We start from the raw sequence: 26,276 nt of genomic DNA, 5'->3' as shown, positions 1-26,276 counted from the left end.
GCCGCACCCCGCGGCCGGGATACGGCGTGTCCTGGACACTCGAGGCGTCAGGGCTGCGGTGGCTCGCCCCGCGCGGCCCGGGCCCTCTCGGCCGCGAGCTCCGCTCGGATCGTGTCGGTGCGCACGTCGGTCGGACGCTCCCCCGGCTCCCACAGGTGGTCGACGCCGGCCTGCGGGTGCCCCTCGGTCGCGGCGAGCGAGGCCTCCAGGGCCCGCTCGTAGCGGCTCTGACGGCGCTTGAGCCACAGCCCCACCACGAGGAACACCGCCAGCAGCACGTACGCCGACGCGGCGAAGGGGTGCAGCACGAGGTCGGCGACGTTGCCCTGGCTCAGTTGCAGCGCCTTGCGCAGCTGCTGCTCGCCCATGGGGCCCAGGATCAGCCCCACGATGAGCGGCGCGATCGGGAAGCCGAAGCGCCGCATGAAGTACCCGAGCGCCCCCACGATCAGCAGGATCACGATGTCGAGCGTCGAGAAGCTCACCGCGTACGCGCCCAGCACCGCGAAGGTGAGGATGCCGGCGTACAGGTACGGACGCGGGATCTGCAGCACCTTCACCCACAGCCCCGCCAGCGGCAGGTTCAGCACGATCAGCAGCACGTTGCCGATGTACAGGCTCGCGATCAGCGCCCACACCAGATCGCCCTGGTTCTGGAAGAGCTGAGGACCGGGCTGGATGCCGTAGGACTGGAACGCCGTGATGATGATGGCCGCCGTCGCCGTCGTCGGGAGCCCCAGGGTCAGCAGCGGCACGAGCACGCCGGCCGCGGCGGCGTTGTTGGCCGCCTCGGGTCCGGCGACGCCCTCGATGGCCCCGCGGCCGAACTGCTCCCGGTTCTTCGACAGCTTCTTCTCGCTCGCGTACGACAGGAAGGTCGCGACGTCCGCACCGCCGGCGGGGATCGTTCCGATCGGGAAGCCGATGAAGGTCCCGCGCAGCCACGGCTTCCACGAACGACGCCAGTCCTCCTTGGTCATCCAATTGCGCCATCCGCGTGTGACCGGGATGACGGGGATGGGTCCGTGGCGCAGACGAGCGGCGACGTACAGGGTCTCCCCCACCGCGAACAGGCCGACGGCCACGAGCACGACGCTCACGCCGTCCGACAGCGCCAGGACGCCCATCGTGTACCGCGCCTGACCGGTGGTCGCCTCGGTCCCGATGAGCCCGACCAGCAGACCGATGCCGAGCGAGGCGAGACCTCGAGCCGGCGATGACCCGAGCAGCGCCCCGACGGTGACGAAGGCCACCACGATGAGGGCCACGAAGTCGGCGGGCGACAGGTTCACGGCGACGCGCGCGAGCAGCGGGGCGAACAGGGTCAGCAGCACCGTGGCGATCGTCCCGGCGACGAAGGACCCGATCGCCGCCGTCGCCAGAGCCGCCGCGCCGCGGCCGAGCTTGGCCATCTTGTTGCCCTCGATGGCGGTGATGACGGATGCCGACTCACCCGGCGTGTTCAGCAGGATGCTGGTGGTCGAGCCCCCGTACATCCCGCCGTAGTAGATCCCCGCGAAGGTGATGATGGCCGCTGTCGGCGACAGCGAGTAGGTCAGGGGCAGCAGGAGGGCGACGGTCATGGCCGGCCCGATGCCCGGGAGCACGCCGACGGCGGTTCCGATGATGACGCCGAGGAGCGCGAACAGCAGGTATTCCGGCTGCAACGCGGTGGCGAAGCCCTCCATGAGGGAGTTGACAGCATCCATGTCGACGGTCTCCTAGCCGAACAGGGGTCCGGGGCCGTACCACCAGTCGAAGGCGGCCCCGCGGGGAAGGAAGAGGCCCAGGCCCTCACCGAAGAGGAGCTGGGTGCCGATGCCGATGACGAGACCGACGAGGAAGGCGACCCACGGGCGCTTGGCGCCGAGGCTCCATGCCACGCCGCCGAACAGCAACGCGGCGACCATCCACCAGCCGAGCAGTTCGAGAAGCAGCAGCACGGCGACCAGCAGGGCGACGAGCTTCAGGATCGTGAACCAGTCCGTCTTGGCATCCGGGTCGATGTCCTCGCCCTCTTCGCGCGGTGCCACCTGGCCGCGCAACGCGGCGATGACGAGCGCGGCGCCGGAGCCGAGCAGGATGACCGCGACGGCGAAGGGGAACACCTGAGGGCCGATCGCCGCCCCCGCCGGGACGCGGATGGCGAAGGCCCCGACGAGGGCGAAGACGCCGAGACCGAAGACGACGCCCGCGAAGATCGCGTTGCCGATCCGGTCGGCGCCCCACCGGGGGCGAACGGTCGCCGCCCCCGGTGCGTCGGTGGTCGTCACGACACCAGCCCGATGTTCTTCAGGGTGCCCGAGACGTCGACGATGTTCTCCTCGACGAAGGAGGTGAACTCGTCTCCCGTCAGGAAGGCGTCGGTCCAGCCCCGCTCCTCGAGCACGCTCTTCCAGGCGTCGGAGGAGTGCATGTCGGTGACGAGCCGGGTCAGGCCCTCGGCATCCGCCTCGCTGATCCCCCCGGGGGCGAGCAGCCCGCGCCAGTTCGTGTAGACGACGTCGTAGCCCTCGCTCGTCATGGTCGGCACGTCGGGCAGAAGCGCCGCGGGCTCTTCGCTCGAGACGGCGAGGGCGCGCAGGTCACCCGACTCGACGTACTCGGCGAACTCGCCGACTCCCGAGATCCCTGCTGCCGCGTTGTTCCCCAGCAGCAGCGACACCGCCTCTCCGCCGCCGGCGTTGGGCACGTAGTTGAGCTTCGAGGTGATGTCGGCGCCCGAGAGCCCCGCCTCCTCGAGCAGGAGCCCCGCCAGGATGTGGTCGGCGCCGCCGGCCGAGCCGCCCGTGATGGTGACGCCCTGACCGTCGGCGACGACCGCGTCGACGAGATCCTTCAGCGTCTGGTACTCGCTCGCAGCGGGGACCACGACCACGAGGGGCTCCTCGGTGAGGCGGGCGATCGGGGTGGTGTCCTCGATGCGGTTCTCGGCGGCGTTGGTCTCGACGGCTCCGACCATCACCAGGCCCGTGACCATGAGCGTGTAGGGGTCGCGTTCGTTGGCGAGCGAGGCGAGACCGACCGTGCCGCCGGCGCCGCCGACGTTGCTCACGGCCGCGGTGCCGACGAGCTCGTCGCCGGTGAGCACGTCGGAGACGGCGCGGCCGGTCTGGTCCCAGCCGCCGCCGGGGTCGGCGGGGACGACGATGTTCACGGAGTCGATCGCCGCGGCGTCCTGAGAGGCGGCGGCTCCGCCGGCGCCCGCGCCCTGCGGGTTGCAGCCGGTGAGGGCCGCGAGCGACAGCGCGGCCAGGGGGACGAGGGCGATGGTGGTGCGACGCATGCGCGGTACTCCTCTTCGAGTTCGGGTGAGGCGCCGTCGCCTCCCCGTTGATCGCTCACGGTAGGCAGAGCACCCGGATGCCGTCGCGCTTGCGCAACTAAGAACGAGTTCGGCAACTATTGGTCGCGATCCGCACTCGGCGCCGGTCGGCGGCCGGGTGAGAATGGAGCGTGGTCCGAGCACTGTCGCTGAGACTGCAGCTGTTGCTGCTGCAGGCGTCGATCGTGTGCGTCGTGACCCTCGGGGCGGGGCTCGTCGCCGTGTGGATCCAGGAGAGCGCGATCCGCGACTCCTACCGCGAACGCATGGTCGGTGTCGCTCTGTCGATCGCGCGCCTGCCCGTCATCGTCGAAGCGTTCGACGACCCCGACCCCGCAGCGGTCATCCAACCGGTCGCCGAGGTCATCCGGGAGGCGTCGTCGCTCACCTACGTGGTGGTCACCGACGTCGACGGCATCCGCTTCTCGCACCCGAACCCCGACCGCATCGGCGAGGGCGTGTCGACCGACCCGTCGATCCCGCTGTCGGGGCAGGTGTGGTCGGGCACCGAGACGGGCACGCTCGGCGAGTCGTACCGGGTGAAGGTGCCCGTCTACGCCGACGGCGACACCGGCGAGGACGACGCGGGTGCCGAGATCATCGGGTCGGTGTCGGTGGGCGTGCTGGAGTCGGAGCTGGCGGCCGATCTGCAGGCGAGGCTGCCGGGGCTGCTGCTCGCGTTCGGCGGAGCAGCCGTGGCGGGAGTGTTCGGCGCGGCCTGGGTGGCGGCTCTCATCCGCCGACGGATCTTCGGACTCGAACCCGATGAGATCGCCGAGATGGTCGGTGAGCGCGAGACCATGCTGCACCGCCTGAGCGAGGGAGTGATCCGCGTCGATCATCGCGGCGTCGTCACGAGCGCGAACGACGCCGCCGAGCGCATCATCGACCGCGGTCCCCTGCAGGGCCGCCGTGCCGACGAGACGCTCGACGGCCCGCTCCTGCAGGTGATGGAGGACGGCGAGCCCGGCGGCCGTCTGGTGCTCGCCGGGGAGCGTCCCGTGATCGCCCGTTCGACGGGCCTGCGCGACGACCGGGGGCGCCTGGTCGGTGCGACCCTGCTGCTGCGCGACCACAGCGAACTGCACGAGGCGTTGCGGCAGATGGACGGCCAGCAGTCGCTGACCGAGGGCCTGCGCGCCCAGGCGCACGAGTTCGCGAATTCCCTGCACGTGGTTTCGGGATTGCTCGAACTCGGCGCGTACGACGAGGCCCGGGACTTCATCGCGCGCGTGCGTCCGGGCGGGTCGCTGGATCTGGGGCCGGATGCCGCGGGCCTCGGCAGCGAACTGACCGCGCTGTTGGCGGTGAAGCTGGCGCGATCGCGCGAGCTCGACGTCGCGCTCGAGATCGTCGCCGACGGCACGCCGCCGGCCGATGCGGTCGGCGACATCGTGACCGTGGTGGGCAACCTGTTCGACAACGCGTTGGAGGCCTGTCGCCCGGGCGATCGTCTGAGGGTGACGGTGGACGCCACGACCGCCGCCGTGCGGATCATCGTCGACGACAGCGGCGCGGGGGTGCCCGAGGCGCTCCACGACCGCGTGTTCGAGGAGGGAGTCAGCACCAAGGACACCCGGCACCGCGCGCGTGGCATCGGCCTCGCCCTGGTGCGGCGCGTCGCGCGTCGTCGCGGCGGCCACGCGCGTGTCTCGCGTTCGCCCCTGGGCGGCGCCCGCTTCGAGGTCCTGCTCCCCGAACCCGAGCGGGTCTCGTGATGGTGCTGCGCGTCCTCGTCGTCGACGACCAGCCCGCGGTCGCCTCGCTGCACGGCCTGTTCGTCGCCGCCCACGCCGCGTGCGAGGTGGTGGGGACGGCCGGAACCGGACCGGATGCCGTGGCGGCGGTGAAGGAACTCCGACCCGATCTCGTGCTGCTCGACGTGCACCTGCCGGGTTTCTCCGGTCTGGACGCCCTCCGCGCCGTGCGCGGGGATGCCGGGCTCGACCAACCCGAGGTCATCGCCGTGACCGCCGCGCGCGACGTCGACACCGTGCGCACAGCGCGGTTGATGGGGGTGCAGCACTATCTGGTCAAGCCGTTCACCGCGGGCGAGCTGCACGCCCGCATCGACGATGTGCTGGCGGAGCGCCGCTCGTCCGCGGCGATGGCGGGATCGCTCAATCAGCGGGGCGTGGATGCGGTCATGCGACCGGCGACACGGCGGCCCTTGCCGAAGGGGCTGTCGCAACCCACGCTCGACCTGGTGCGCACCGCCATCGGCGATCTCCGCTCGGCGAGCGCGGCCGAGGTCGCCGACCATCTCGGTCTGTCGCGGGTGAGCTGTCGGCGATACCTGGAGCACCTCGCCGACGACGGCGAGTGCGTCCGCAGCCTCGACTACTCCACCGCCGGCCGGCCGAGCACCCGCTACACGGTCGCCACCCCGCCGGCATAGCCCGACGCGGAGCCTCGCGCGCCGCGCAGCTGGCCGCCCCGGCACGCATCCTCCTCGAGTGTCCAGAACACCCGGACGACCCCGCACGCCATCCCGGGTGTCGGGGACACTCGACCATCGTCCACGGGCGGAAGGCGTGCCCGCGAACGGCGAAGGGGCGCGCACCGGCAGGTACGCGCCCCCTCGACGAGACTCAGCGCTGGAAGCCCTCGCTGATGATCTCGATGAGCTCCTCGCGCTCCTCGACCGGGAGGAAGGCCCCCGCGGCGGCGTTCAGCTGGAAGGCCTCGAGGTCATCGAGGTCGTACTCGAACGCCTCCGCCAGCAGCCCCAGCTCGCGGGTGAGCGTCGTGGCGCTCATCAGGCGGTTGTCGACGTTCACGGTGACCGAGAAGTCGAGCTGGTAGAGCAGGTCGAACGGGTGGGCGTCCATGGTGTCGCCCCACGCCGTGACGGCGCCGGACTGCAGGTTCGACGTCGGCGAGAGCTCGAGCGTGATCTCGCGGTCGCGCACCCAGCGCGCCAGGTCGCCGAAGGTGACCTGCACGTCTTCGCCCTCGCGGGAGACCACGTCGAGGTCGTTCGCGATGCGCACGCCGTGACCGAGGCGGAGGGCGCGTCCGTCGATCAGCGCGGAGCGGATGGATGCCAGACCGGCACCCTCACCCGCATGCACGGTCGTCGGGAAGAACTGCTCGGCGAGGTAGTCGAACGCCGCGCGGTGACGGCTGGGGAGGAACCCGTCCTCGGCCCCGGCGAGGTCGAACCCGACCACGCCGCGCCCGCGCCACGCGACGGCGAGCTCGGCGATCTCGCGGGAGGTGTCGGTGTGGCGCATGGCGGTGAGCAGCTGACCGACGCGGATGTCGTGACCGCGGGCGTCCGCGGCATCCTCACCCTCCTCGATGCCCTCCTGGACGGCGTCCACGACCTCGTCCAAGCTCAGGCCGCGCGTGAGGTGCTGCTCCGGCGCCCAGCGGACCTCGCCGTAGACGACGCCGTCGGCGGCGAGGTCTTCGACGAACTCCCGGGCCACCCGCACGAGACCCTCGCGCGTCTGCATCACGCCGACGGTCGCGTCGAATTTCTCGAGGTAGTCCTCGAGCGAACCGCCGTCGATGTGGTCGGAGAACCACGCCTCCAGGCTCTTCGCGTCGTCGGCGGGCAGGTCGAGACCGACCTCGTCGGCCAGTTCGAGCACCGTCTGCGGCCGAAGACCGCCGTCGAGGTGGTCGTGCAGCGAGACCTTGGGCAGATCGGCGATCTTCGTGCGACCGATACGGAAGTCGTCGGATGCCACGGTGTCCTTCTTTCCGGATGCCATCAGGCGGTGATCCGCTCCCGCACGATCGGCGTCGCCGCCGGGGCGGTGTCGCCGATCTGCCACGCACCCTCGACGGCGTCGAGCGCGCGCGCGAAGCGCGTCTCATCGTCGGCCGACAGGGTGAACAGCGGCTGACCGGCGGTGATGGACTGGCCGACGGTCACGTGCAGGTCGATGCCCGCGGCGTGCACGACGGCGTCCTCCGCCCGCGCGCGCCCGGCACCGAGGCGCCATGCGCCGATGCCGAACGGCAGCGCGTCGATGCGAGAGACGACGCCCGACCGCTCGGCGACGACCGTGTGGGTCGCGCGCGGCGTGGGGAGGGCGGCATCCGGGTCGCCGTCCTGGGCGCGGATCATGCGCTTCCAGACGTCCATCGCGCGACCGTCCTTCAGCGCCGCCTCGACGTCGGCATCCGGCTGACCGGCGAGCGTGAGCATCTCGCGGGCCAGGGCGACGGTCAGCTCGACGACGTCGGCGGGTCCGCCCCCGGCGAGCACCTCGACCGACTCGCGCACCTCGTTGGCGTTGCCGATGGCGAGACCGAGCGGGGTGTTCATGTCGGTGAGCAGGGCCGTGGTGTTCACGCCCGAGTCGGTGCCCAGCGCAACCATCGTCTCGGCGAGCTCGCGCGCGCGCTCGATGTCCTGCATGAAGGCACCCGAACCGAACTTCACGTCGAGCACGAGCGAATCGGTGCCCTCCGCGATCTTCTTCGACATGATGCTCGAGGCGATCAGCGGAATGGCCTCGACCGTGCCCGTGACGTCGCGCAGCGCGTACAGCTTCTTGTCGGCGGGGGCGAGGCCCGTGCCCGCGGCGCAGATGACCGCGCCCACGTCGCGCAGCTGCGCCATGATCTCGTCGTTGGACAGCGCCGCGCGCCAGCCCGGGATCGACTCGAGTTTGTCGAGCGTGCCACCGGTGTGGCCGAGACCGCGGCCCGAGAGCTGCGGCACCGCGACGCCGAAAGCGGCGACGAGGGGTGCGAGCGGCAACGTGATCTTGTCGCCGACACCACCCGTGGAGTGCTTGTCGACGGTGACCTTGCCGAGGGATCCGAAATCCATGCGCTCGCCCGAGGCGATCATCGCGTCGGTCAGCACGCGGATCTGATCGCGTCCGAGGCCGTTGAGCAGCACCGCCATCGTGAACGCCGACATCTGGGCGTCCATGACGTAGCCGCGCGTGTAGGCGTCGACGAGCCAGCGGATCTCGCCCTCGGTGATGGCCTTGCCGTCGCGCTGGGAGCGGATGATGTCGACGGCGTCATACGACTCCACCGGTCCCTGAGCCTGTCGAAGGGTCATCGGGCCGCCTCCTCGAGGTCGCGCGGGCCGAAGGCGTCGGGCAGCACTTCGTCGATGGTGCGGATGCCGCTGACGGTCTCGAGCAGCATCCCCGGGATGGCGTGCTCGAACAGCAGCTGTCGGCAGCGGCCGCACGGCATGAGCGTGCGCCCCTCGCCGTCGACGCACACGAAGGCGACGAGCTGGCCGCCTCCGGACATGTGCAGCTCGGACACCAGGCCGCACTCGGCGCACAGGGTCACGCCGTAGGACGCGTTCTCGACGTTGCACCCCGAGACGATGCGCCCGTCGGCGACGAGCGCCGCGGCGCCCACCTTGAAGCGGGAGTAGGGCGCGTACGCGCGATGCATGGCGTCCGTCGCCGCGGCGCGGAGTTCATCCCAGTCGATGTCGGTCATCGTGGTGCAGAGGGTCCTCTCGTGAAGGGGAAGCGGGCTGGGTCAGCCCTTGATATATGGTTTGCCGGCGGCCGCGGGGCCGCGGACCTTTCCGACGAGACCGGCGACGGCGAAGATCGTCACCACGTACGGCAGCATGAGCATGAACTCGCTGGGCACGGGCGATCCGATCACGCCGAGGGTGTTCTGCAGGTTCGACGCGAACCCGAACAGCAGGGCCGCGAGGGTGGCGCGGATGGGGTCCCACTGGCCGAAGATGACCGCCGCGAGGGCGATGTATCCGGCGCCGGCCGTCATCTCCTTGTTGAACGCACCGACGGAGCCCAGCGTGAAGAACGCGCCGCCGAGGCCCGCGATGGCGCCGCCGAGCGAGACGTTCCAGAACCGGGTCTTCGCGATGTTGATGCCGACCGTGTCGGCGGCCTGCGGGTGCTCCCCCACCGCGCGCAGACGCAGCCCCCAGCGCGTGTGGAACAGCCCGACGTACACCAGCGCGACCGTGACGTACATCAGGTAGACGATGATCGTCTGGTTGAACAGCATCGGTCCGATGATGGGGATATCGGCCAGGAACGGGATCGGCAGACGCGGGAAGCGGGGCGGCGAGTTCAACGTCGCGGCGTTGGGCGCCAGCACCTGCGAGAACAGGAAGCTCGTCAGACCCACCACGAGCACGTTGAGCACGACACCGACGATCACCTGGTCGACGAAGTACTTGATCGCGAAAGCGGCCAGGACGAACGACACGAGCACACCGGAGACGCCCGCGGCGAGGAGGCCGATGAACGGGTTGCCCGTCGCGGTGGCGACGATCGCGGACGTGAAGGCTCCTGCCAGCAGCTGGCCCTCGATGGCGATGTTCACCACGCCGACGCGCTCGCTGAGCACGCCCGCCATGGCGCCGAAGATCAGCGGGACCGACAGGCTGAGCCCACCGGCGAGCAGACCGGTCAGCGGGATCACCGAGGTGGTCGCCCCTGCGGCCGCCCACGTGAGGAAGCCGACCATGAACACCAGGGCGAAGATCACGGCGAGCCAGATCGGCGGACGCCGGCGCGCGCGCACCATGAGCACGCTCGCGAGCGTGACCAGCGCGAGCAGCACCGTGCAGACGATGCCGGTGACGACGCCGCCGAGGACGACCTCGGGCAACTGCAGGAACTCGCCGGGGCTCGAGATGCGGAAGACCGCGTCTCCGTCCTGACGGGCGACGACGAACAGCACGGCGGCCAGCACCGTGATGACGCCGTAGACGATGGGCGCCTTCCAGCTGACGACGACGGCGGTGTCGAGCGCCTCGGAGGACGCGGCCTCCGGGTGTGCGGCGGTGGTGCTCACCGGGCCGCCTCCTTCTTCTTGGCGGCGCGCACCTTGGGCTGGCGCGCCCCGGGGGCCGGCAGGCGGAAGATCGCGCGCACCAGCGGCGGCGCCGCGATGAAGAGCACGATGAGCGACTGCACGACCAGGACGATGTCGACCGGAACGCCGTTGGCGGCCTGCATGGCGAAGCCGCCGGCCTTGAACGCACCGAACAGGATGCCGGCGACCAGCACGCCGACGGGGGTGGAGCGACCGAGTAGAGCCACCGTGATGGCATCGAAGCCGATGCCTGCGTCGATGCCGCTGGAGAACCCGGTGGTCACCGTGCCGAGCACCTGGTCGACGCCAGCGAGGCCGACGAGCCCTCCCGAGATGAGCATGGCGTACACGTACATCGACTTGACGTTGATGCCGGCCACGCGCGCGGCGTTGGGGTTGAGGCCGACGGCCCGGAAGCGGAAACCGAGCGACGAGCGCTCGAGGATCCACCACACCACCACGACGGCGACGAGCGAGAGCACGAAACCGAAGTGCAGGTTGTACCCGGAGCCGAAGAGATCGGGGAACACCGCGGTGTCCTTCATCGGCGGCGTCGTCGGGTTATTCGACCCCGGCGCCTGCAGCAGCCCGGGGGTGCGCAGCAGGTAGTAGACGATGTAGAAAGCGACGTAGTTCAGCATGATCGTCACGATCACCTCGTGCGCGCCGGTGCGCGCCTTGAGCACACCGGCGATGCCGGCCCAGACGGCTCCCGCGACGACACCCGCGACGAGGGCGACGATCATGTGGATACCCCACGGCAGGTCGAACGCGAAGGCGACCCACCCGCCGGCCGCGGCGGCGACGAGCATCTGCCCTCGACCACCGATGTTGAACATCCCGACGCGGAACGCCAGCGCGACACCGAGACCGGCCGCGATGAGCGGCGTGGCGAAGGTGAGTGTCTCGGTCAACGGGCGGATGCCGGTGGCGAACTCCGGACGACGGAAGTTGTAGATCGCGCCTTGGAAGAACGACGAGTACGCACCCGAGACCGACTGCCAGATGGCGGAGAGCGTGTCGCCCGGTCGCGCGAAGAAGTACCCCGCGGCGGCCTGCACGGTCTCGTCGGTGGCGGCGATCATGATGGCGCCCACGATGAGCGCCAGGATGACGGCCAGCACGGAGATGATCGCGTTTCCGGTGGCGATCTCGCGGAACGCCCGCCGCCAGCGGTTCTCGTCGCCGGCCGGCTCGGGGGCGACCACGCGGGCGCCGGCGGCGGCGTCGACCTTCGACTCGCCCTCGAGGGCGACGTCGGCCTGACCGGCCTCGGCGACCTCCGCGGCGCGATCGGCGCGCGCAGCGGTCGGGTCGTGCGGGCTGTGCGGATCGCTCACGCCGCGACTCCTTCGTTCTGGGGCGCTTCGCCGGCCATCATGAGGCCCAGCACGTCGCGCGAGGTGTCGCCGGGGACGATGCCCACGACGCGACCGCGGTACATCACCATGATGCGATCGGCGAGGGCGGTCACCTCGTCGAGCTCGGTGGAGACCACGATCACGGGGACCCCGGCGTCGCGCGTCTCGATGACGCGCTTATGGATGAACTCGATGGAACCGACGTCGACGCCGCGCGTCGGCTGCGCTGCGACGAAGAGACGCAGCTCGCGGCTCAGCTCGCGCGCCAGCACGACTTTCTGCTGGTTGCCGCCCGAGAGCCGACCGACGGCGGTCTCGATCGAGGGCGTGCGCACGTCGAACTCGGCGACCTTCTCGCGCGCGAAGTCGGCGAGGGTCGACAGCTGGATCGCGCCGCCCTTGACGAAGGGCGCGCCGTCGGCCCGGTCCAGCATGAGGTTCTCGGCGATCGAGAACTCCCCCACCAGGCCGTCTTCCTTGCGGTCTTCGGGGACGAAACCGACACCCGCGTCGAGGACGGCGCGAACGCTCTGCCCGTTCAACTCTGTGCCGTCGAGCACGACGGACCCCTCGACGCGCTCCTGGAGCCCCAGCAGGGCCTCGGTGAGCTCCGTCTGGCCGTTGCCCTGCACACCCGCGATCGCGAGGACCTCTCCGCGCCGCACCTCGAAACTGACGTCGTTGACGACGAGCTGGCCGATGGGGTCGACGACCGTCAGGTTCGACACCGACAGACCGACCTCGCCGAGCTTCGGCTCCTCCTTCTGCACGGTGAGCTCGACCGCACGGCCGACCATGAGCGAAGCCAGCTCGGCGTTCGACGCGCGCGGGTCGGCCTCGCCGACCACCTTGCCCAGGCGGATGACCGTGATGCGGTCGGCGACCTCGCGCACCTCGCGGAGCTTGTGGGTGATGAAGACGATCGAGGTCCCTGAGGCCTTGAGCTGGCGCATGATCGCCATGAGCTCGTCGGTCTCCTGAGGGGTGAGCACGGCCGTGGGCTCGTCGAACACGAGCACCTTCGCGTCGCGCGAGAGGGCCTTGATGATCTCGACGCGCTGCTGCACGCCGACGGGGAGGTCGTCGACGAGGGCATCGGGATCGACGTCGAACCCGAACCGGTCGGAGATCTCGCGCACCTTCGCGCGGGCGGCGGCGAGGTCGAGACGACCGCCCACCTTGGTGGGCTCATGGCCGAGCATGACGTTCTCGGCCACCGTGAAAACGGGGATGAGCATGAAGTGCTGGTGCACCATGCCGATTCCGGCGCGCATCGCATCGCCGGGGCCGGAGAAATGCTGGACGGCGTCGTCGAGCAGGATCTCTCCTCCGTCTGCCTGGTAGAGGCCGTAGAGGACGTTCATCAGGGTGGACTTGCCGGCACCGTTCTCGCCGAGCAGGCAGTGGATCTCTCCGGCCTCGACGGTGAGGTCGATGTGATCGTTCGCCACCAGGGACCCGAAGGTTTTCGTGATCCCGCGGAGTTCGAGCTTCATGTTCCCGATCCTAAGTTCTGTGGCATCGGACGCGGGAGGCGTCCGACGAGACCGACCCGCCTCGTGAGCGGATCGGCGTCTGGGGAGGAGGGGCGGCGGGCGCCCGTTCCATGAGGAGGGGAGGCCGGCATCACGCCAGCCTCCCCTAGGAGTGGAGGTCTCTCAGCCGGCCAGGTAGGACTCGACCTTGATCTTTCCGCTGATGATGTCGGCCTTCAGGGCGTCCACCTTCGACGACAGGTCGGCCGGGACGCGGTCGGACCAGTCGTGGAACGGGGCCAGGCCCACGCCGTCGTTCTCGAGGGTGCCGATGAACGGAGCGGTGTCGAACGAGCCCTCGCCCGCGGCGACGATCGCGTCCTTCGTGCCCACGTCGATGCCCTTGAGGATCGAGGTCAGCAGCAGGTCGCCGATGGACGGGTCGGTCTCGTACACGTCGGCGTCGACGCCGACGAGCGCGATCTCACGACCGGAGTCCTGGATGGCCACGGCGGCCGACTGGTAGATCGGGCCGCCGACGGGCAGCAGAACGTCGACGTTCTGGTCGATGATCGCCTGCGCGGTCTGACGCGCGGTGTCGTTGGCCTCAAAGCCACCGGTGAACGAGCCGTCCTTGGCGGTGCGGTCCCACCCGACGACGCGCACGGAGGCGTTGTTGTCGGTGTTGTACTTCTCGACGCCCTGGGCGAAGCCGTCCATGAAGATCGTCACGGTCGGGATGTTCATGCCGCCGAAGGTGCCGACGACGCCGGTCTTCGAGGTGCCTGCGGCGAGGTAGCCCGCGAGGTACGCCGCCTGGGCGGTGTCGAAGATGATCGGCTTGATGTTCGGGGCGTCGGTGGTGCCGTCGAAGTTCTGGTCGACGGTGTCGTCGATCGAGACGTACTGCAGGTCCGGGTTCGCCGTGGCGGACTCCAGCGCCGCGGGGGCGAGAAGGAAGCCGACGGTGATGATGGTGTTGCAGCCCTGGTCGACCAGGTTCTGCAGGTTCGACGCGAAGTCGGTCTCGGACTGCGACTGCACCTCGATGGGCTTCTTCGAGCCGAGCTCGGAAGCGGCGGCGTCGAGGCCCTCCTTGCCGAGCTGGTTGAACGACTTGTCATCGAATCCACCCGAGTCGGACACCATGCAGGGCAGGTAGTCGCTGGCGCCGGCGGCGGCACCACCGGATGCGCCGTTGCTCTCGGGTGCGGCGCCGCAACCGGCGAGCAGCGCCGCGGCGCCGATCATGGCGAGGCCGCTGACGACGGCCTTCTTCGTGGTCTTCACGAATGGTCCTCCAAGACGGATGCCCCCAACGGGTTCGGGGGACGATCCCGTCACGTTACCTACTGTGTCGGCGCGCTTGCGTCCCCGAGAGGCTCGCGCGCAGCAATGGTTACAAAGACGCAATCTCGCGTCACGCGACCGCCACACGCGACGGGGAGGCAGACACTGGATGCCACGCGGAGCGGCATCCGGTGTCAGAGGACGTCGCCGCGACCGGTGAGCTTGAGCGCGTCGACGACGCCCTTCACCCGCTGGGCGTTCTCACTCGTGGTCACCAGGAGCGCGTCGGGGGTGTCGACCACGACGATGTCGCGCACGCCGATGAGGCTGATCACGCGCTTGGTCTGCGAGACGACGATGCCGCTGGACGCGTCGGAGAGCACGCGGGCGTCCTCGCCGAGGATCGCCAGCTCGTTGCGGCCGCCCGAGGAGTTGAGCTTCGACAGGCTCGCGAAGTCGCCCACGTCGTCCCAGTCGAAGTGGCCGGGGATGACCGCCAGGCGCCCCTTCTCGGCGGCGGGCTCGGCGACCGAGTAGTCGATGGCGATCTTCTTCAGCCCGGGCCAGATGCGGTCGACGGCGGGCCCGCGACGGTCGCGGTCGTCCCACGCCTCGGCGAGCTCGAGCAGGCCCGCGTGCAGCTCGGGCTCGTTCACCGCGAGCTCCGCCAGCAGCACGTCGGCACGAGTGATGAACATGCCGGCGTTCCACAGGTAGGCGCGGTCGGAGAAGTACGCCTTCGCGGTGTCGAGGTCGGGCTTCTCGACGAAGCGCTCGACCATGTACGCCTCGGGGGCGTCGTCGACGATGAGCTCGTCGGACTGCTTGATGTACCCGAATCCGACGGAGGGTTCGCTGGGCTGAATGCCGATGGTGCAGATGTACCCGGCCCGCGCGACCGCCACGGCCTGGCGCACGGCGAAGTCGAATTGACGCGTCTGACGGATGACGTGGTCGGCGGCGAAGGAGCCGATGATGACGTCGGGTTCGCGGCGCACGAGGATCGCGGCGGCGAGGCCGATCGCGGCGGAGGAGTCGCGCGGCTCGGACTCGAGGAAGACGTTGTGGTCGGGCACGCCCGGGAGCTCCCGCTCGACGGCGGCGCGGTGGGCGCGGCCGGTCACGACCGCGATGCGGTCGGCGCCCGACAGCGGAGCGAGACGGTCCCACGTGTCGCGGAGCAGCGTCTGCCCCGATCCGGTGAGATCGTGCAGGAACTTCGGGGCGTCGGCCCGCGAGAGGGGCCACAGGCGGCTGCCGATCCCTCCGGCGGGGATCACGGCGTAGAAGTCGTCGATAGCGAGGTCGGCCATGGCTCCGACCCTAGTGGTCGCGGGCGCGCGGACCCACGGCGGCGGTCCAGGTGAAGCGTGGGGTGTCGGCATCCGGAACTATCTCGATGTCGAGAGAGTCTTAGGCGGGCCTAATCCCCGCCGTTCATAGGCCGGACGTAGTATTTGATGGCGCCCGTGTGACGCTCGGACCCGCGTGGGTCTCACACCGTGTTCGATCAGGGAGGACGACCGTGTCAGCACCAGCACGTGCCACGCCGTCGGTGAAAGAGACCACTTCGAAGAGGCCTCGCGGCACTCTCTACCGCGGCCGTGAAGGCATGTGGTCGTGGGTCCTTCACCGCATCACCGGTGTGGCGATCTTCTTCTTCCTGCTCGTGCACATCCTCGACACGGCGCTGATCCGCGTGTCGCCCGAGGCCTACGACGCCGTCATCGGCACCTACAAGAACCCGATCATGGGTCTCGGCGAGGTGGCACTGGTCGGCGCGATCGCGTACCACGCGTTCAACGGGCTGCGCATCATCCTGGTCGACTTCTGGCCGTGGGCCACGCGTCATCAGCGCCAGCTGTGGTGGGGCGTGCTCGGCCTCTGGGTCGTCACCATGCTCGGGTTCACCCCGCGCCACCTCATCAACGTCTTCAGCGCCGTCACCGGGAGCCACTGATGTCCGTCGCCCAAGAAGCCGCCACGATCCCCGCCCCCCGCACGCCCTCCGTGCGCAAGAAGGGCACCAACCTCGAGAAGTGGGGCTGGATCTACATGCGCGCCTCCGGCGTGCTGCTGATCGTCCTGATCTTCGGCCACCTGTTCGTCAACCTCATGACGGGCGACGGCATCCACCAGATCGACTTCGCGTTCGTCGCGGGCAAGCTCGCCTCGCCGTTCTGGCAGTGGTGGGACGTGCTGATGCTGTGGCTGGCCCTCATCCACGGCGCCAACGGCATGCGCACGATCGTCAACGACTACGTCACGAACGCCCGCATCCGCAGCATCCTGGTCGGGTCGCTGTGGGTGTCGGCCGGGTTCCTCATCCTGCTCGGCACGCTCGTCGTCTTCACCTTCGACCCCTGCCTCGGCGTGACCGAGAGCAGCTCCCTGTGGGACGTGTGCCAGGCGGCGTGAGCCTGTGGCATCCCTTCTTTCCCCTGACAGCAGAGGTATCGCACACGTGAGCACTCAGACTTCTTCGGACTCCGTCGTCAAGGACGGCGTCCACTACCACCAGTTCGACGTCGTCATCGTCGGAGCCGGCGGCGCCGGCATGCGCGCGGCCATCGAGGCCGGCCCCGGCGCGAAGACCGCGGTCATCTCCAAGCTCTACCCCACCCGCTCGCACACCGGTGCGGCGCAGGGCGGCATGGCCGCGGCACTGGCCAACGTCGAAGAGGACTCCTGGGAGTGGCACACCTTCGACACCATCAAGGGCGGCGACTACCTCGTCGACCAGGATGCCGCGGAGATCCTCGCCAAAGAGGCCATCGACGCCGTCATCGACCTCGAGAACATGGGCCTGCCGTTCAATCGCACGCCCGAGGGCAAGATCGACCAGCGCCGCTTCGGCGGTCACACGGCCGACCACGGCAAGACCCCCGTGCGCCGCGCGTGCTACGCCGCGGACCGTACCGGTCACATGATCCTGCAGACGCTGTTCCAGAACTGCGTCAAGCTCGGCATCAACTTCTTCAACGAGTTCTACGTGCTCGACCTCATCACGGTGAAGGATGCCGCGGGCAAGACGCAGGTCGCGGGCGTGGTCGCCTACGACCTCGCCACGGGCGAGCTGCACGTGTTCCAGTCCAAGGCCGTGGTCTTCGCGACCGGCGGCTTCGGCAAGATCTTCAAGACCACCTCCAACGCCCACACCCTCACCGGTGACGGCGTCGGCATCGTGTGGCGCAAGGGCCTGCCGCTGGAGGACATGGAGTTCTTCCAATTCCACCCGACCGGTCTCGCCGGTCTCGGCATCCTGCTCACCGAGGGTGCGCGCGGCGAGGGCGCGATCCTGCGCAACGCGAGCGGTGAGCGCTTCATGGAGCGCTACGCCCCCACCATCAAAGACCTGGCACCCCGCGACATCGTCGCCCGTTGCATGGTGCAGGAGGTCGCCGAGGGTCGCGGCGCGGGACCCCACCGCGACTACGTGCTGCTGGACTGCACGCACCTGGGTGCCGAGGTGCTCGAGACGAAGCTCCCCGACATCACCGAGTTCGCCCGCACCTACCTCGGCGTCGACCCGGTGGTCGAGCCCGTGCCGGTCATGCCGACCGCGCACTACGCGATGGGCGGAATCCCCACCAACATCAAGGCCGAGGTGCTCGCCGACAACGACACGGTCGTGCCGGGTCTGTACGCCGCCGGCGAGTGCGCGTGCGTCTCGGTGCACGGCTCGAACCGCCTGGGCACCAACTCGCTGCTCGACATCAACGTCTTCGGCAAGCGCGCCGGCCGCAACGCCGTCGAGTACGTCAAGACCGCCGACTTCGTGCCGCTGCCCGAAGACCCGGCCGCCGAGGTGCGCGGGCTCATCGAGGGCCTGCGCAACAACAGCGGTACCGAGCGCATCGCGGTGCTGCGCAAGACGCTGCAGGACGAGATGGACAAGGGCGCGCAGGTGTTCCGCACGCACGAGTCGCTGGCTCACGTCATGGACGTGATCGCCGACCTGCGCGAGCGCTACAAGAACATCCACGTCGACGACAAGGGCAAGCGCTTCAACACCGACCTGCTCGAGGCGGTCGAGCTGGGCTTCCTGCTCGACCTCGCCGAGGTGGTCGTCTACTCGGCGCAGAACCGCGAGGAGAGCCGCGGCGGTCACATGCGCGACGACTTCCCGACGCGCGACGACGAGAACTACATGCAGCACACCATGGCGTACCTGTCGGGCGACCCCCACTCGTCGCACCCCGCCGATCACATCGAACTCGGCTGGAAGCCCGTGGTCTTCACCAAGAACGAGGCCGGGGAGCTGCGCTACCCGCCGCTGGAGAGGAAGTACTGAGATGGCATCCACCGTCATCGAGCAGGTCGACACCTCGGACGAGGTCGAGCAGACTCCTGAGGACACCGGCATCCAGTCGTTCCTCGTCACCTTCAACATCCGCCGCTTCGACCCCGAGGTCGACGACGAGCCGCGCTGGGTCGACTACGACGTGGAGCTGTACTCCACCGACCGCGTGCTCGACGCCCTGCACAAGATCAAGTGGGAGGTCGACGGGTCGCTGTCGTTCCGCCGCTCGTGTGCGCACGGCATCTGCGGCTCGGACGCGATGCGCATCAACGGTCGCAACCGCCTGGCTTGCAAGACGCTGATCAAGGATCTCGACATCTCGCAGCCCATCTACGTCGAGGCGATCAAGGGTCTGCCCCTCGAGAAGGACCTCATCGTCGACATGGAGCCGTTCTTCGCCTCCTACCGCGAGGTGCAGCCGTTCCTGATCTCGAACTCGAAGCCCGAGCCCGGCAAGGAGCGCGTCCAGTCGATCGTCGACCGCGAGGTCTTCGACGACACGACCAAGTGCATCCTCTGCGCCGCGTGCACCTCGTCGTGCCCCGTGTTCTGGACCGACGGGCAGTACTTCGGCCCCGCCGCGATCGTCAACGCGCACCGCTTCATCTTCGACTCGCGCGACGACGCGGGCGATGTGCGCCTCGACATCCTCAACGACAAGGAAGGCGTATGGCGCTGCCGCACGACCTTCAACTGCACCGAGGCGTGCCCCCGCGGCATCGAGGTCACCAAGGCCATCGCCGAGGTCAAGCAGGCCGTGCTGCGCGGCGGTCGCTGACCTCTCCCCTCTCGAACGGCGGGTGCGCTCCGGCGCCCCGCCGTTCGGCGTTCCCGGCATCGCGTGTGCGGGAGCACAGGGTCGCGGGAGCGGCGACGCGGCCGGGGCCGGATCTCGCAGATCGCAGCGAAGGCGGATGCAGCGCGCCCAGCGCTGCGAGAACGATGCGCTTTCGCGAGCGCGGGGGCGGATGCCGCGAAGCACCGCGGTCCGCGGAGGAGCGGCATCCATTCATTAGGCTCGACGGGTGACCGAGACGCACGCCGACCCACGACCGCTGCCCGCGGTGCGTGACGACGACACGTCGCTGCGCGACCGCCTCGAAGCCGCGCAGAGCGCCGTGCTCGAGCGTCTGGATCAGCCCATCGCCCGGGCCGCGAGGATCGCGCGATGGTTCCCCATCCGGGTCTGGCGGCATTTCCTGCGCCACAACGGGTTCCTGCTCGCCGCGGGGATGAGCTACCAGGGGCTCTTCGCGGTGTTCTCCGCCCTGTACCTCGCATTCGCGGGGGTGGGGATCTGGCTGGGCGGAAGCACGGCCGCGATCGACGGTCTCATCCGCATCATCAACAGCTACGTCCCGGGGCTCATCAGCGAGAACGGCCTCGTCGATCGCGATCAGGTCGAGGCCGTCGCTCAGGACAGCGGACGTCTGCTGACCATCACGGGCATCGTGGCCGTCGTCGTGGTCGTGTGGACGGCGATCGGCTTCGTCACCTTCACCCGGCGGGCCGTCCGCGACACCTTCGGGCTGCCGTTCGACCTGCGCAACTACGTCATGCTCAAGGCGCGCGACTTCCTGGCATCCATCCTGTTCGGGATCTCGCTGCTCGTCGGAGCCCTCCTCGGCTCGATCACCACCGGCGCGGTCGATCTCGTGTTCGGGCTGATCGGGTGGGACCGGGAGACCCTCGGCTGGTCGATCGGAGCGCGGCTGGTGTCGCTGATCGTCGCGTTCGGGATCAACACCGTCGCGCTCGCCTCGCTGTTCCGCTTCCTCACCGGGACGACGTTGACGTGGCGTCGCGCCTGGCCGGGAGCGCTCGTCGGCGCGACGGGGATCGTCGTGCTGCAGGTCGGTGCGGGTTTCCTGTTCGTCTACACGCCGTCGAACCCGCTGCTGGCGACGTTCACGGTGCTCATCGGCTTCTTGCTGTGGTTCCGCTTCATCGGCATCGTCATCCTCGTGGCCGCCGCCTGGATCGCGGTGGCCGCGGGCGATCGCGACGTTCCGCTGCGCTCCCCCGAGGACCGCCGGGCCATGGAGCAGGCCGCGCTGGTCATCGCCGCGCAGGTGGGCGTGCGCGAAGCCGAACGCGCTGTCGCCCTGGCGCGGTGGCCGTGGCGATGGCGGGCTCGGCGGCGTCTCGTCGCCGCGCGGAAGACGCTGGCCCGTGCCGAGGCCGACGTGCCCGCGCCGCGGCGGGTGTCGCTCCTGCCCGACTGACCGCGGGCGATGAGCCGATGTCGGAGGTCGCGATTAGGCTCGTCGGGTGGCTCGTTCCGTGCGTATCGTCTCCGTCAACGTCAATGGCATCCGTGCCGCCGTCCGCAAGGGCATGACCGAGTGGCTCGACGCCTCGGGCGCCGACATCGTCGCCCTCCAAGAGGTCCGGGCGACCGCCGACCAGCTCGCCGAGGCGCTTCCCGGGTGGGAGATCGTCAACGACGAGGCCCTGCAGAAGGGCCGCGCCGGCGTCGCGATCATCAGCCGCCTCCCGGGCGTCGAGACGCGCACGCACCTCGGACCCGAGCCGCTCGACGCCTCGGGCCGGTGGATCGAGACCGACTTCGACATCGACGGCGAGACCGTCACGATCGTCAGCGCCTACGTGCACAGCGGCGAGGTCGACACCCCCAAGCAAGATGCCAAGTGGCTGTTCCTGGATGCCATGGAGCGTCGTCTCGCCGAATTGGGCACCGAGCGCGAGCTGGCCCTCGTCGCCGGCGACCTGAACGTGGGACACCGCGAGCTCGACATCAAGAACTGGCGCGGAAACCGTAAGAACGCCGGCTTCCTGCCGCGCGAGCGCGCGTACTTCGATCGCTTCTTCGGCCCCGCCGGCGACGAGGTCGAGGGCGTCGACGGGTCGACCGGCACGGGACTGGGCTGGATCGACGTCGGCCGTCGCGCGATGGGCGAGGTCGACGGACCGTACACGTTCTGGTCGATGCGCGGGAAGGCGTTCGACACCGACAGCGGCTGGCGCATCGACTACCACGTCGCGACCCCGGCCCTGGCCGAGCGGGTCACCTCCTACCGCGTCGACCGCGCGCCCTCGTACGACACGCGCTGGAGCGACCACTCCCCCGTCATCGTCGACTACACGCTCGGGACCTGACCGTCGCCTAGCGACCGCCGCAGAGCGCCGTCGGGCCGTGCGGACCCCCTCGCCCGCAGCCCGGTGCCCGAATCCGTCGTGGTCGTCCGGGGCCTGTTGCCGCCCCGAGGTGGAGCCCGAGCTGCGGTCGGCTTCGATCGATCTCACCCCGGGGCACCGGCATCCGCCCGCCCCTCGCCTCGGCGGGTGCGCCCAGCCGACGACGCCTAGGATCGTACGGTGACCACCGAGCGCCTCTACTCCGGAATGCAGCCCTCCGCCGACAGCCTTCAGATCGGCAACTACATCGGGGCTCTGCTGCAGTGGCGCGACCTCCAGGACCAGTACGACGCCTTCTTCTCGGTCGTCGACCTGCACGCCCTGACGCAGCCCGGCGACCCCGCCGAGCGCCGCGAGAAGACCCGCCGCACCGCCGCCCAATACATCGCCGCGGGCATCGAGCCGTCGCGCTCGACGCTGTACGTGCAGTCGCACGTGCCCGCGCACGCGGAGCTGCAATGGGTGCTGTCGACGCTCACGGGCTTCGGCGAGGCCGGGCGCATGACCCAGTTCAAGGACAAGTCGGCCCGCTACGGCACGGATGCCACGAACGTCGGACTCTTCACCTACCCGGTGCTGATGGCCGCCGACATCCTGCTTTACCAGACCGACGTCGTGCCGGTCGGTGACGACCAGAAGCAGCACATCGAACTGACCCGCGATCTCGCGGAGCGCTTCAACCAGCGCTACGGCCAGACCTTCACGGTCCCCAAGCCCGTCATCCAGCGGGAGACCGCGCGCATCTACGACCTCCAGAACCCGACGTCGAAGATGTCGAAGTCGGCGGAATCCGATGCGGGTGTGCTGTGGCTGCTCGACGACCCGAAGGTCAGCGCCAAGAAGATCATGCGCGCGATGACCGATTCGGAGGGCTCCGTGCGCTTCGACCGCGAGGCCAAGCCGGGCGTGTCCAACCTGCTGGTGATCTACTCGGCCCTCACCGGTCGCGAGATCACCTCGATCGAAGACGAGTACGCCGGCCGCGGGTACGGCGACTTCAAGAAGGGCCTCGCCGAGGTCGTCGTGAACGAGTTCGAGCCGGTGCGCGAGCGCGCCCTCGAGCTGCTCGACGACCCGGCGGAGCTCGACCGCGTGCTCGCCGTGAACGCGGGGAAGGCGGCATCCGTCGCCGAGAAGACCCTCTCCGACGTCTACGACCGCATCGGACTGCTGCGCCGCGGCTGATCCGATCCGTTCGACGCCCGCCCCGCTCCCCCGAGCGGCGGCGGGCGTCGGCGTTCCGCCGACCATGCTGGACACGAGCTGCGTGCGCTGTGCCGCGTGTCGCGCGCACAACTCCTGCAATTCGGCGCATCGCGCACGCCACCGCCCGCCTCCTGCACCGGACTGCAGGAGTTCTGCGCATCGAACGACCTGCGCTCGGGGGGCCCGCCCGACGTCGCTCGCGCGCGGCCGAGCGTCCGCCGGTCGTCCCGGCTTCAGCACAACTCCTGCAGATCGGCCCGCAACGCAGGCTCCCAACCACGCCGGCCCCGAATTGCAGGAATTGTGCGGGCAGCGCGACCTCGCGCATGCCTCGTCCGTGTGCCCTTTCGCGCGCTCGGCCCGAAGACCGCGGACGCCGGACCACCTCGGATCCCGCCGACGCGGAGTACGTCGAGACCTGAGCCCGCGATGCGGGAATCGCGTGGGGACGGAGCAGGGCCGCGCGGTCCGCGGCCGCGGCGTCAGCGTCGGAGTCGCGGCTTGAGCCCCGCGATCGCCGCGCGAACAGCCTCCGGCTTGTACAGGATCTCCTCCGCGATGAGGCGGAGGGTGACGTAACCCGCCGCTGCGGCGGCGCGATCGCGACGACGGTCCTCACGCTGAGCCTCCCAGGACGCGTGATGGGCCTTGCTGTCGCACTCGATGATGAGCCACCCCTCCACGACGAAGTCGACTCGACCCACGTGCGGAATCTGCACCTGCGCTCTCCACCGCAACCCGAGACCGCGGAGCATGAGCCGCACCAGCGTCTCGGGTCCCGACTCTGCCGATGGATCCACGAGGTGCCGCAGGCGCCGGAAGCGGCGCGGGAGCGCACGGAAGATCTCCCCCAGATCCGCCTCGTCGATGAGTCCACGGTTCCAGGCGCTGTCCAGCGACGCGACCAGGCTCCGCGGTGGTTGACACGCTGCCGACTGGACGAGAGCCTCGATGATCGGTGTATGCGTGGCTCGAGGAAGTGCGGTGCTCGACCGCCAGTGGCCCCGTACGTCACTCCCCCGCACCGGCAGGCGACTCGCGACACGATCGAATTGCACGTGCAGGCACCTGACATCGTGCGCGAACACGCCGCGTTCGTGGAGCAGGGACAGGCAATCCAAACGGCCCCCGTGCTGTACCGCGCGCAGCACGGGGGCCGATACCCCGGCCGGCAGATACGTGTCCCGTCGTGCGCGCAGCAGATGACCCGCTCGGACCGCCCGTTCGATCTCGCCACGGGTCATTCCTTCGGCACGGAGGTCGCGGAAAGAAGCCGAGGCGGAGGACACGGATCGAGGGTCCTCCACCTGGAGCGGCCACCGTGGGCTCACGACGACATCTGGGGATAACTTCCCTCCGGGGCACGAGCGGCACAACTCCTGCAGAACCCGCCGATGGGGCCCGCATTCCTCCTCGACGTACCGAATCGCAGGAGTCGTGCTCGTCGACAGCACCGCCCGGCGGGCGGGTAGCGTGGCCGGATGGAACCCCCGGTCCTGCGCACCGCCCGCCTCGAGCTGTCGGCACCGGGCGACGACGACGTCGCCGCGATCCATGCCGAATGCCAGGATGCCGCGATCCAGCGACTCACGACGGTCCCCTCGCCCTACCTCCCGGCCGACGCCCAGACGTTCGTCGACCTCACGCGCGGCTGGTGGGCGGAAGGGTCGGAGGCGACCTGGGCGATCCGCCTCGAGAGACGACTCGTCGGCATGGTGGGACTCGCGAAGCTGCCGAGCGGCGGGCCGGAGATCGGCTACTGGGTGTCGTCTCGCGTGCGCGGTCATGGCATCGCGACCGAGGCGGCGCGTGCCGTCGTCGACTGGGGCTTGGCGCCCGAGCGTCCCGCGATCGAACGGATCGAGTGGCGAGCCGTGGTGGGCAACACGGGCTCGGCGCGTGTCGCCCGCTCGCTGGGGTTCCGCTACGAGGGATTGCTGCGGCGAGCGCACGTCAACTCGCTGGGGCGCTCCGACCTGTGGATCGGCGGGCTGCTGCGCGACGACGACCGCGCACCGGTGCCGTGGGCGGTGCTCGGCTAGAACGCAAGGCCCGGCCCCGATGTCGGAGGGGCGTGGCAGCATGGGCACATGCCGGAGATGCCAGAGGTCGAGGGGCTCGTCGAGTTCCTGCGCGGGCGGATCACGGGGCTGCGCGTCGACAAGGCGACCGTGTCGGCGATCAACGCCCTCAAGACGTTCGACCCGCCACTGTCGGCCCTCGTGGGCGCCGCGGTGACCGACGCCCGGCGGCACGGCAAGTTCGTCGACCTCACGACGGATGCCGGCATCCATCTCGTCTTCCATCTCGCCAAGGCGGGGTGGCTCCGGTGGTACGACGCGCTGCCGTCGACGATCATCAAACCGGGTAAGACCCCCATCGCCCTGCGCGTCGGCTTCGACGACGGGTCAGGATTCGACCTCACCGAGGCGGGCACCAAGAAGTCGTTGGCCGTGTACGCGGTCCGCTCGCCCGATGACGTGCCCGGCATCGCGCGCCTCGGGCCCGATCCGCTCGACGACGACTTCGGCCGCGAGCGATTCGGAGCGCTTCTGGCCGGCCGCCGCACGCAGATCAAAGGCGTGCTGCGCGACCAGTCGATCATCGCGGGCGTCGGCAACGCCTACTCCGACGAGATCCTGCACGCGGCGAAGATGTCGCCCTACGCCCTCGCGGCGAACCTGTCCGAGACCGAGGTCGATCAGCTCTTCGAAGCCATGACGACGACGCTCACCGAAGCGATCGAGGCCGCGCGCGGCAAGCCCCCGGCCGAGCTGAAGGATGCCAAGCGGCGGGGGATGCGCGTGCACGGGCGGCGCGGCGAGGCGTGCCCGGTGTGTGGCGACGAGGTGCGCAGCGTCTTCTTCGCCGACAACTCCCTCGAGTACTGCCCCACGTGCCAGACGGGCGGGAAGCTGCTCGCCGACCGGCGGTTGTCGCGCCTGCTGAAGTGAGGTCGTCCGCGGCCGTCGCCGGGATGCCGGGCCGCGGCGCTCTCCGACCCCGGCGGCGCGCGAGGTCGGGGAGGCCCGTCCACGGTTCTGCGGAAGAGGGAAGACGCAATGGAGCCTCGCCCGACTGCGGGCGTCTCCGCCGTCGTCCGTACCGCAGAACGTCGCCGGATGACGGGGAATGAAACCGCGAACCCCGCGTTGACTACACTTCGAAGAGCAAACAACGTGCTCCGGGGTCGGTGAGAATCCGAACCGGCGGTGACAGTCCGCGAACCCCTCCGCATCACGCGGTGGGGCCGATCCGGTGGAATTCCGGGACCGACGGTGATGCGGGGGTCTCCCCTCGCTAGTCCGGATAGGAGGCAGCACGGACGGCGCGACGCGCCTTCCCGCTGGCCCTGCCCCGACGCCGCG

The 26,276-nt window shown here is 69.7% G+C and carries 23 protein-coding genes; 11 read left to right on the top strand and 12 right to left on the bottom strand.

Annotation, left to right across the window (positions count from 1 at the left end; translation table 11 throughout):
* Window positions 1–47: 47 nt before the first annotated feature.
* From Q0818_RS10720 to Q0818_RS10710, 3 genes are read right to left on the bottom strand one after another with little or no spacing between them, the layout of a single operon-like run.
* Window positions 48–1,709, bottom strand: a complete 1,662-nt coding sequence (locus tag Q0818_RS10720) for a tripartite tricarboxylate transporter permease (protein ID WP_298874402.1) — start codon at window positions 1,707–1,709, stop codon at window positions 48–50.
* A gap of 12 nt (window positions 1,710–1,721) precedes the next feature.
* On the bottom strand, window positions 1,722–2,273 hold the full coding sequence (locus tag Q0818_RS10715) for a tripartite tricarboxylate transporter TctB family protein (protein ID WP_298874399.1): 552 nt from the start codon (window positions 2,271–2,273) through the stop codon (window positions 1,722–1,724).
* Window positions 2,270–3,286, bottom strand: a complete 1,017-nt coding sequence (locus Q0818_RS10710) for a tripartite tricarboxylate transporter substrate binding protein (protein ID WP_298874396.1) — start codon at window positions 3,284–3,286, stop codon at window positions 2,270–2,272. Before Q0818_RS10710 ends, Q0818_RS10715 begins: the two co-directional genes overlap by 4 nt.
* Window positions 3,287–3,456: 170 nt before the next feature.
* On the opposite strand from Q0818_RS10710, the gene Q0818_RS10705 reads away from it, so the two are divergent.
* Complete coding sequence (locus Q0818_RS10705) at window positions 3,457–5,043, top strand: ATP-binding protein (protein ID WP_298874393.1); 1,587 nt, start codon at window positions 3,457–3,459, stop codon at window positions 5,041–5,043.
* On the top strand, window positions 5,043–5,723 hold the full coding sequence (locus Q0818_RS10700) for a response regulator (RefSeq protein ID WP_298874390.1): 681 nt from the start codon (window positions 5,043–5,045) through the stop codon (window positions 5,721–5,723). Before Q0818_RS10705 ends, Q0818_RS10700 begins: the two co-directional genes overlap by 1 nt.
* 193 nt (window positions 5,724–5,916) lie before the next feature.
* Here the strand turns inward: Q0818_RS10700 and Q0818_RS10695 are convergent, their stop codons facing one another.
* From Q0818_RS10695 to Q0818_RS10660, 8 genes are all read right to left on the bottom strand, one after another.
* Window positions 5,917–7,047: an adenosine deaminase gene (locus Q0818_RS10695; protein ID WP_298874387.1), complete on the bottom strand. Its 1,131-nt coding sequence runs from the start codon at window positions 7,045–7,047 to the stop codon at window positions 5,917–5,919.
* Complete coding sequence (locus Q0818_RS10690) at window positions 7,047–8,357, bottom strand: thymidine phosphorylase (RefSeq protein ID WP_298874384.1); 1,311 nt, start codon at window positions 8,355–8,357, stop codon at window positions 7,047–7,049. Before Q0818_RS10690 ends, Q0818_RS10695 begins: the two co-directional genes overlap by 1 nt.
* Window positions 8,354–8,755 carry a cytidine deaminase gene (locus Q0818_RS10685; RefSeq protein WP_298874382.1) on the bottom strand — a complete coding sequence of 134 codons (402 nt, stop codon included), beginning with the start codon at window positions 8,753–8,755 and terminating at the stop codon, window positions 8,354–8,356. The genes Q0818_RS10690 and Q0818_RS10685 overlap by 4 nt, the downstream gene beginning before the upstream one ends.
* 42 nt (window positions 8,756–8,797) lie before the next feature.
* Entirely contained in the window at window positions 8,798–10,093 is a 1,296-nt protein-coding gene (locus tag Q0818_RS10680) for an ABC transporter permease (RefSeq protein WP_298874379.1), read from the bottom strand.
* The gene (locus Q0818_RS10675; protein WP_298874377.1) at window positions 10,090–11,454 is read right to left on the bottom strand and encodes an ABC transporter permease; all 1,365 of its coding nucleotides are present in this window, start codon (window positions 11,452–11,454) and stop codon (window positions 10,090–10,092) included. The genes Q0818_RS10680 and Q0818_RS10675 overlap by 4 nt, the downstream gene beginning before the upstream one ends.
* Window positions 11,451–12,971, bottom strand: a complete 1,521-nt coding sequence (locus Q0818_RS10670; RefSeq protein WP_298874374.1) for an ABC transporter ATP-binding protein — start codon at window positions 12,969–12,971, stop codon at window positions 11,451–11,453. Before Q0818_RS10670 ends, Q0818_RS10675 begins: the two co-directional genes overlap by 4 nt.
* A gap of 162 nt (window positions 12,972–13,133) precedes the next feature.
* Complete coding sequence (locus tag Q0818_RS10665) at window positions 13,134–14,240, bottom strand: BMP family ABC transporter substrate-binding protein (RefSeq protein WP_298874371.1); 1,107 nt, start codon at window positions 14,238–14,240, stop codon at window positions 13,134–13,136.
* 194 nt (window positions 14,241–14,434) lie between these two features.
* A complete protein-coding gene (locus Q0818_RS10660; protein WP_298874368.1) occupies window positions 14,435–15,553 on the bottom strand; it encodes a mannose-1-phosphate guanylyltransferase in 1,119 nt (372 codons plus the stop codon).
* A gap of 212 nt (window positions 15,554–15,765) precedes the next feature.
* Here Q0818_RS10660 and sdhC point away from each other — a divergent pair, with 212 nt between their 5' ends.
* The 7 genes from sdhC to trpS all read left to right on the top strand — a co-directional run bounded on the left by sdhC (window position 15,766) and on the right by trpS (window position 22,887).
* Window positions 15,766–16,200 carry a succinate dehydrogenase, cytochrome b556 subunit gene (gene sdhC / locus Q0818_RS10655; RefSeq protein ID WP_013583715.1) on the top strand — a complete coding sequence of 145 codons (435 nt, stop codon included), beginning with the start codon at window positions 15,766–15,768 and terminating at the stop codon, window positions 16,198–16,200.
* Window positions 16,200–16,658 (top strand): succinate dehydrogenase hydrophobic membrane anchor subunit, encoded by a 459-nt coding sequence (locus Q0818_RS10650; RefSeq protein ID WP_298874364.1) that lies wholly within the window; start codon window positions 16,200–16,202, stop codon window positions 16,656–16,658. Before sdhC ends, Q0818_RS10650 begins: the two co-directional genes overlap by 1 nt.
* A gap of 46 nt (window positions 16,659–16,704) precedes the next feature.
* Entirely contained in the window at window positions 16,705–18,534 is a 1,830-nt protein-coding gene (gene sdhA, locus Q0818_RS10645; RefSeq protein WP_298874361.1) for a succinate dehydrogenase flavoprotein subunit, read from the top strand.
* Between the two features lies 1 nt (window position 18,535).
* Entirely contained in the window at window positions 18,536–19,321 is a 786-nt protein-coding gene (locus Q0818_RS10640) for a succinate dehydrogenase iron-sulfur subunit (protein ID WP_058623471.1), read from the top strand.
* Window positions 19,322–19,568: 247 nt separating this feature from the next.
* A complete protein-coding gene (locus tag Q0818_RS10635) occupies window positions 19,569–20,768 on the top strand; it encodes a YihY/virulence factor BrkB family protein (protein WP_298874356.1) in 1,200 nt (399 codons plus the stop codon).
* 46 nt (window positions 20,769–20,814) lie between these two features.
* Window positions 20,815–21,663, top strand: a complete 849-nt coding sequence (locus tag Q0818_RS10630) for an exodeoxyribonuclease III (protein ID WP_298874354.1) — start codon at window positions 20,815–20,817, stop codon at window positions 21,661–21,663.
* A gap of 219 nt (window positions 21,664–21,882) precedes the next feature.
* A complete protein-coding gene (trpS, locus tag Q0818_RS10625; protein WP_298874353.1) occupies window positions 21,883–22,887 on the top strand; it encodes a tryptophan--tRNA ligase in 1,005 nt (334 codons plus the stop codon).
* A gap of 503 nt (window positions 22,888–23,390) precedes the next feature.
* On the opposite strand, the gene Q0818_RS10620 is transcribed toward trpS, so the two are convergent.
* A complete protein-coding gene (locus Q0818_RS10620; RefSeq protein WP_298874351.1) occupies window positions 23,391–23,663 on the bottom strand; it encodes a DUF559 domain-containing protein in 273 nt (90 codons plus the stop codon).
* Between the two features lie 726 nt (window positions 23,664–24,389).
* On the opposite strand from Q0818_RS10620, the gene Q0818_RS10615 reads away from it, so the two are divergent.
* Window positions 24,390–24,950: a GNAT family N-acetyltransferase gene (locus Q0818_RS10615; RefSeq protein WP_298874348.1), complete on the top strand. Its 561-nt coding sequence runs from the start codon at window positions 24,390–24,392 to the stop codon at window positions 24,948–24,950.
* Between the two features lie 48 nt (window positions 24,951–24,998).
* Window positions 24,999–25,862 (top strand): DNA-formamidopyrimidine glycosylase family protein, encoded by an 864-nt coding sequence (locus Q0818_RS10610; protein WP_298874346.1) that lies wholly within the window; start codon window positions 24,999–25,001, stop codon window positions 25,860–25,862.
* Window positions 25,863–26,276 lie beyond the last annotated feature (414 nt).

Origin of the sequence: uncultured Microbacterium sp., from assembly GCF_947489255.1 — a bacterium.
Classification (GTDB): Bacteria; Actinomycetota; Actinomycetes; order Actinomycetales; family Microbacteriaceae; genus Microbacterium; species Microbacterium phycohabitans.
The sequence above is the reverse complement of the archived record's forward strand: the minus strand, read 5'-3'. Positions and strand labels throughout refer to the sequence as shown.

What these genes read in the sequence shown, in the direction of transcription:
- Q0818_RS10720 (WP_298874402.1), bottom strand. Translation starts at nt 1,709, where the DNA reads ATGGATGCTGTCAACTCCCTCATGGAGGGCTTCGCCACCGCGTTGCAG.
- Q0818_RS10710 (WP_298874396.1), bottom strand. Translation starts at nt 3,286, where the DNA reads ATGCGTCGCACCACCATCGCCCTCGTCCCCCTGGCCGCGCTGTCGCTC.
- Q0818_RS10700 (WP_298874390.1), top strand. Translation starts at nt 5,043, where the DNA reads ATGGTGCTGCGCGTCCTCGTCGTCGACGACCAGCCCGCGGTCGCCTCG.
- Q0818_RS10695 (WP_298874387.1), bottom strand. Translation starts at nt 7,047, where the DNA reads ATGGCATCCGGAAAGAAGGACACCGTGGCATCCGACGACTTCCGTATC.
- Q0818_RS10690 (WP_298874384.1), bottom strand. Translation starts at nt 8,357, where the DNA reads ATGACCCTTCGACAGGCTCAGGGACCGGTGGAGTCGTATGACGCCGTC.
- Q0818_RS10685 (WP_298874382.1), bottom strand. Translation starts at nt 8,755, where the DNA reads ATGACCGACATCGACTGGGATGAACTCCGCGCCGCGGCGACGGACGCC.
- Q0818_RS10670 (WP_298874374.1), bottom strand. Translation starts at nt 12,971, where the DNA reads ATGAAGCTCGAACTCCGCGGGATCACGAAAACCTTCGGGTCCCTGGTG.
- Q0818_RS10660 (WP_298874368.1), bottom strand. Translation starts at nt 15,553, where the DNA reads ATGGCCGACCTCGCTATCGACGACTTCTACGCCGTGATCCCCGCCGGA.
- Q0818_RS10650 (WP_298874364.1), top strand. Translation starts at nt 16,200, where the DNA reads ATGTCCGTCGCCCAAGAAGCCGCCACGATCCCCGCCCCCCGCACGCCC.
- Q0818_RS10640 (WP_058623471.1), top strand. Translation starts at nt 18,536, where the DNA reads ATGGCATCCACCGTCATCGAGCAGGTCGACACCTCGGACGAGGTCGAG.
- Q0818_RS10620 (WP_298874351.1), bottom strand. Translation starts at nt 23,663, where the DNA reads ATGCTCCGCGGTCTCGGGTTGCGGTGGAGAGCGCAGGTGCAGATTCCG.
- Q0818_RS10615 (WP_298874348.1), top strand. Translation starts at nt 24,390, where the DNA reads ATGGAACCCCCGGTCCTGCGCACCGCCCGCCTCGAGCTGTCGGCACCG.
- Q0818_RS10610 (WP_298874346.1), top strand. Translation starts at nt 24,999, where the DNA reads ATGCCGGAGATGCCAGAGGTCGAGGGGCTCGTCGAGTTCCTGCGCGGG.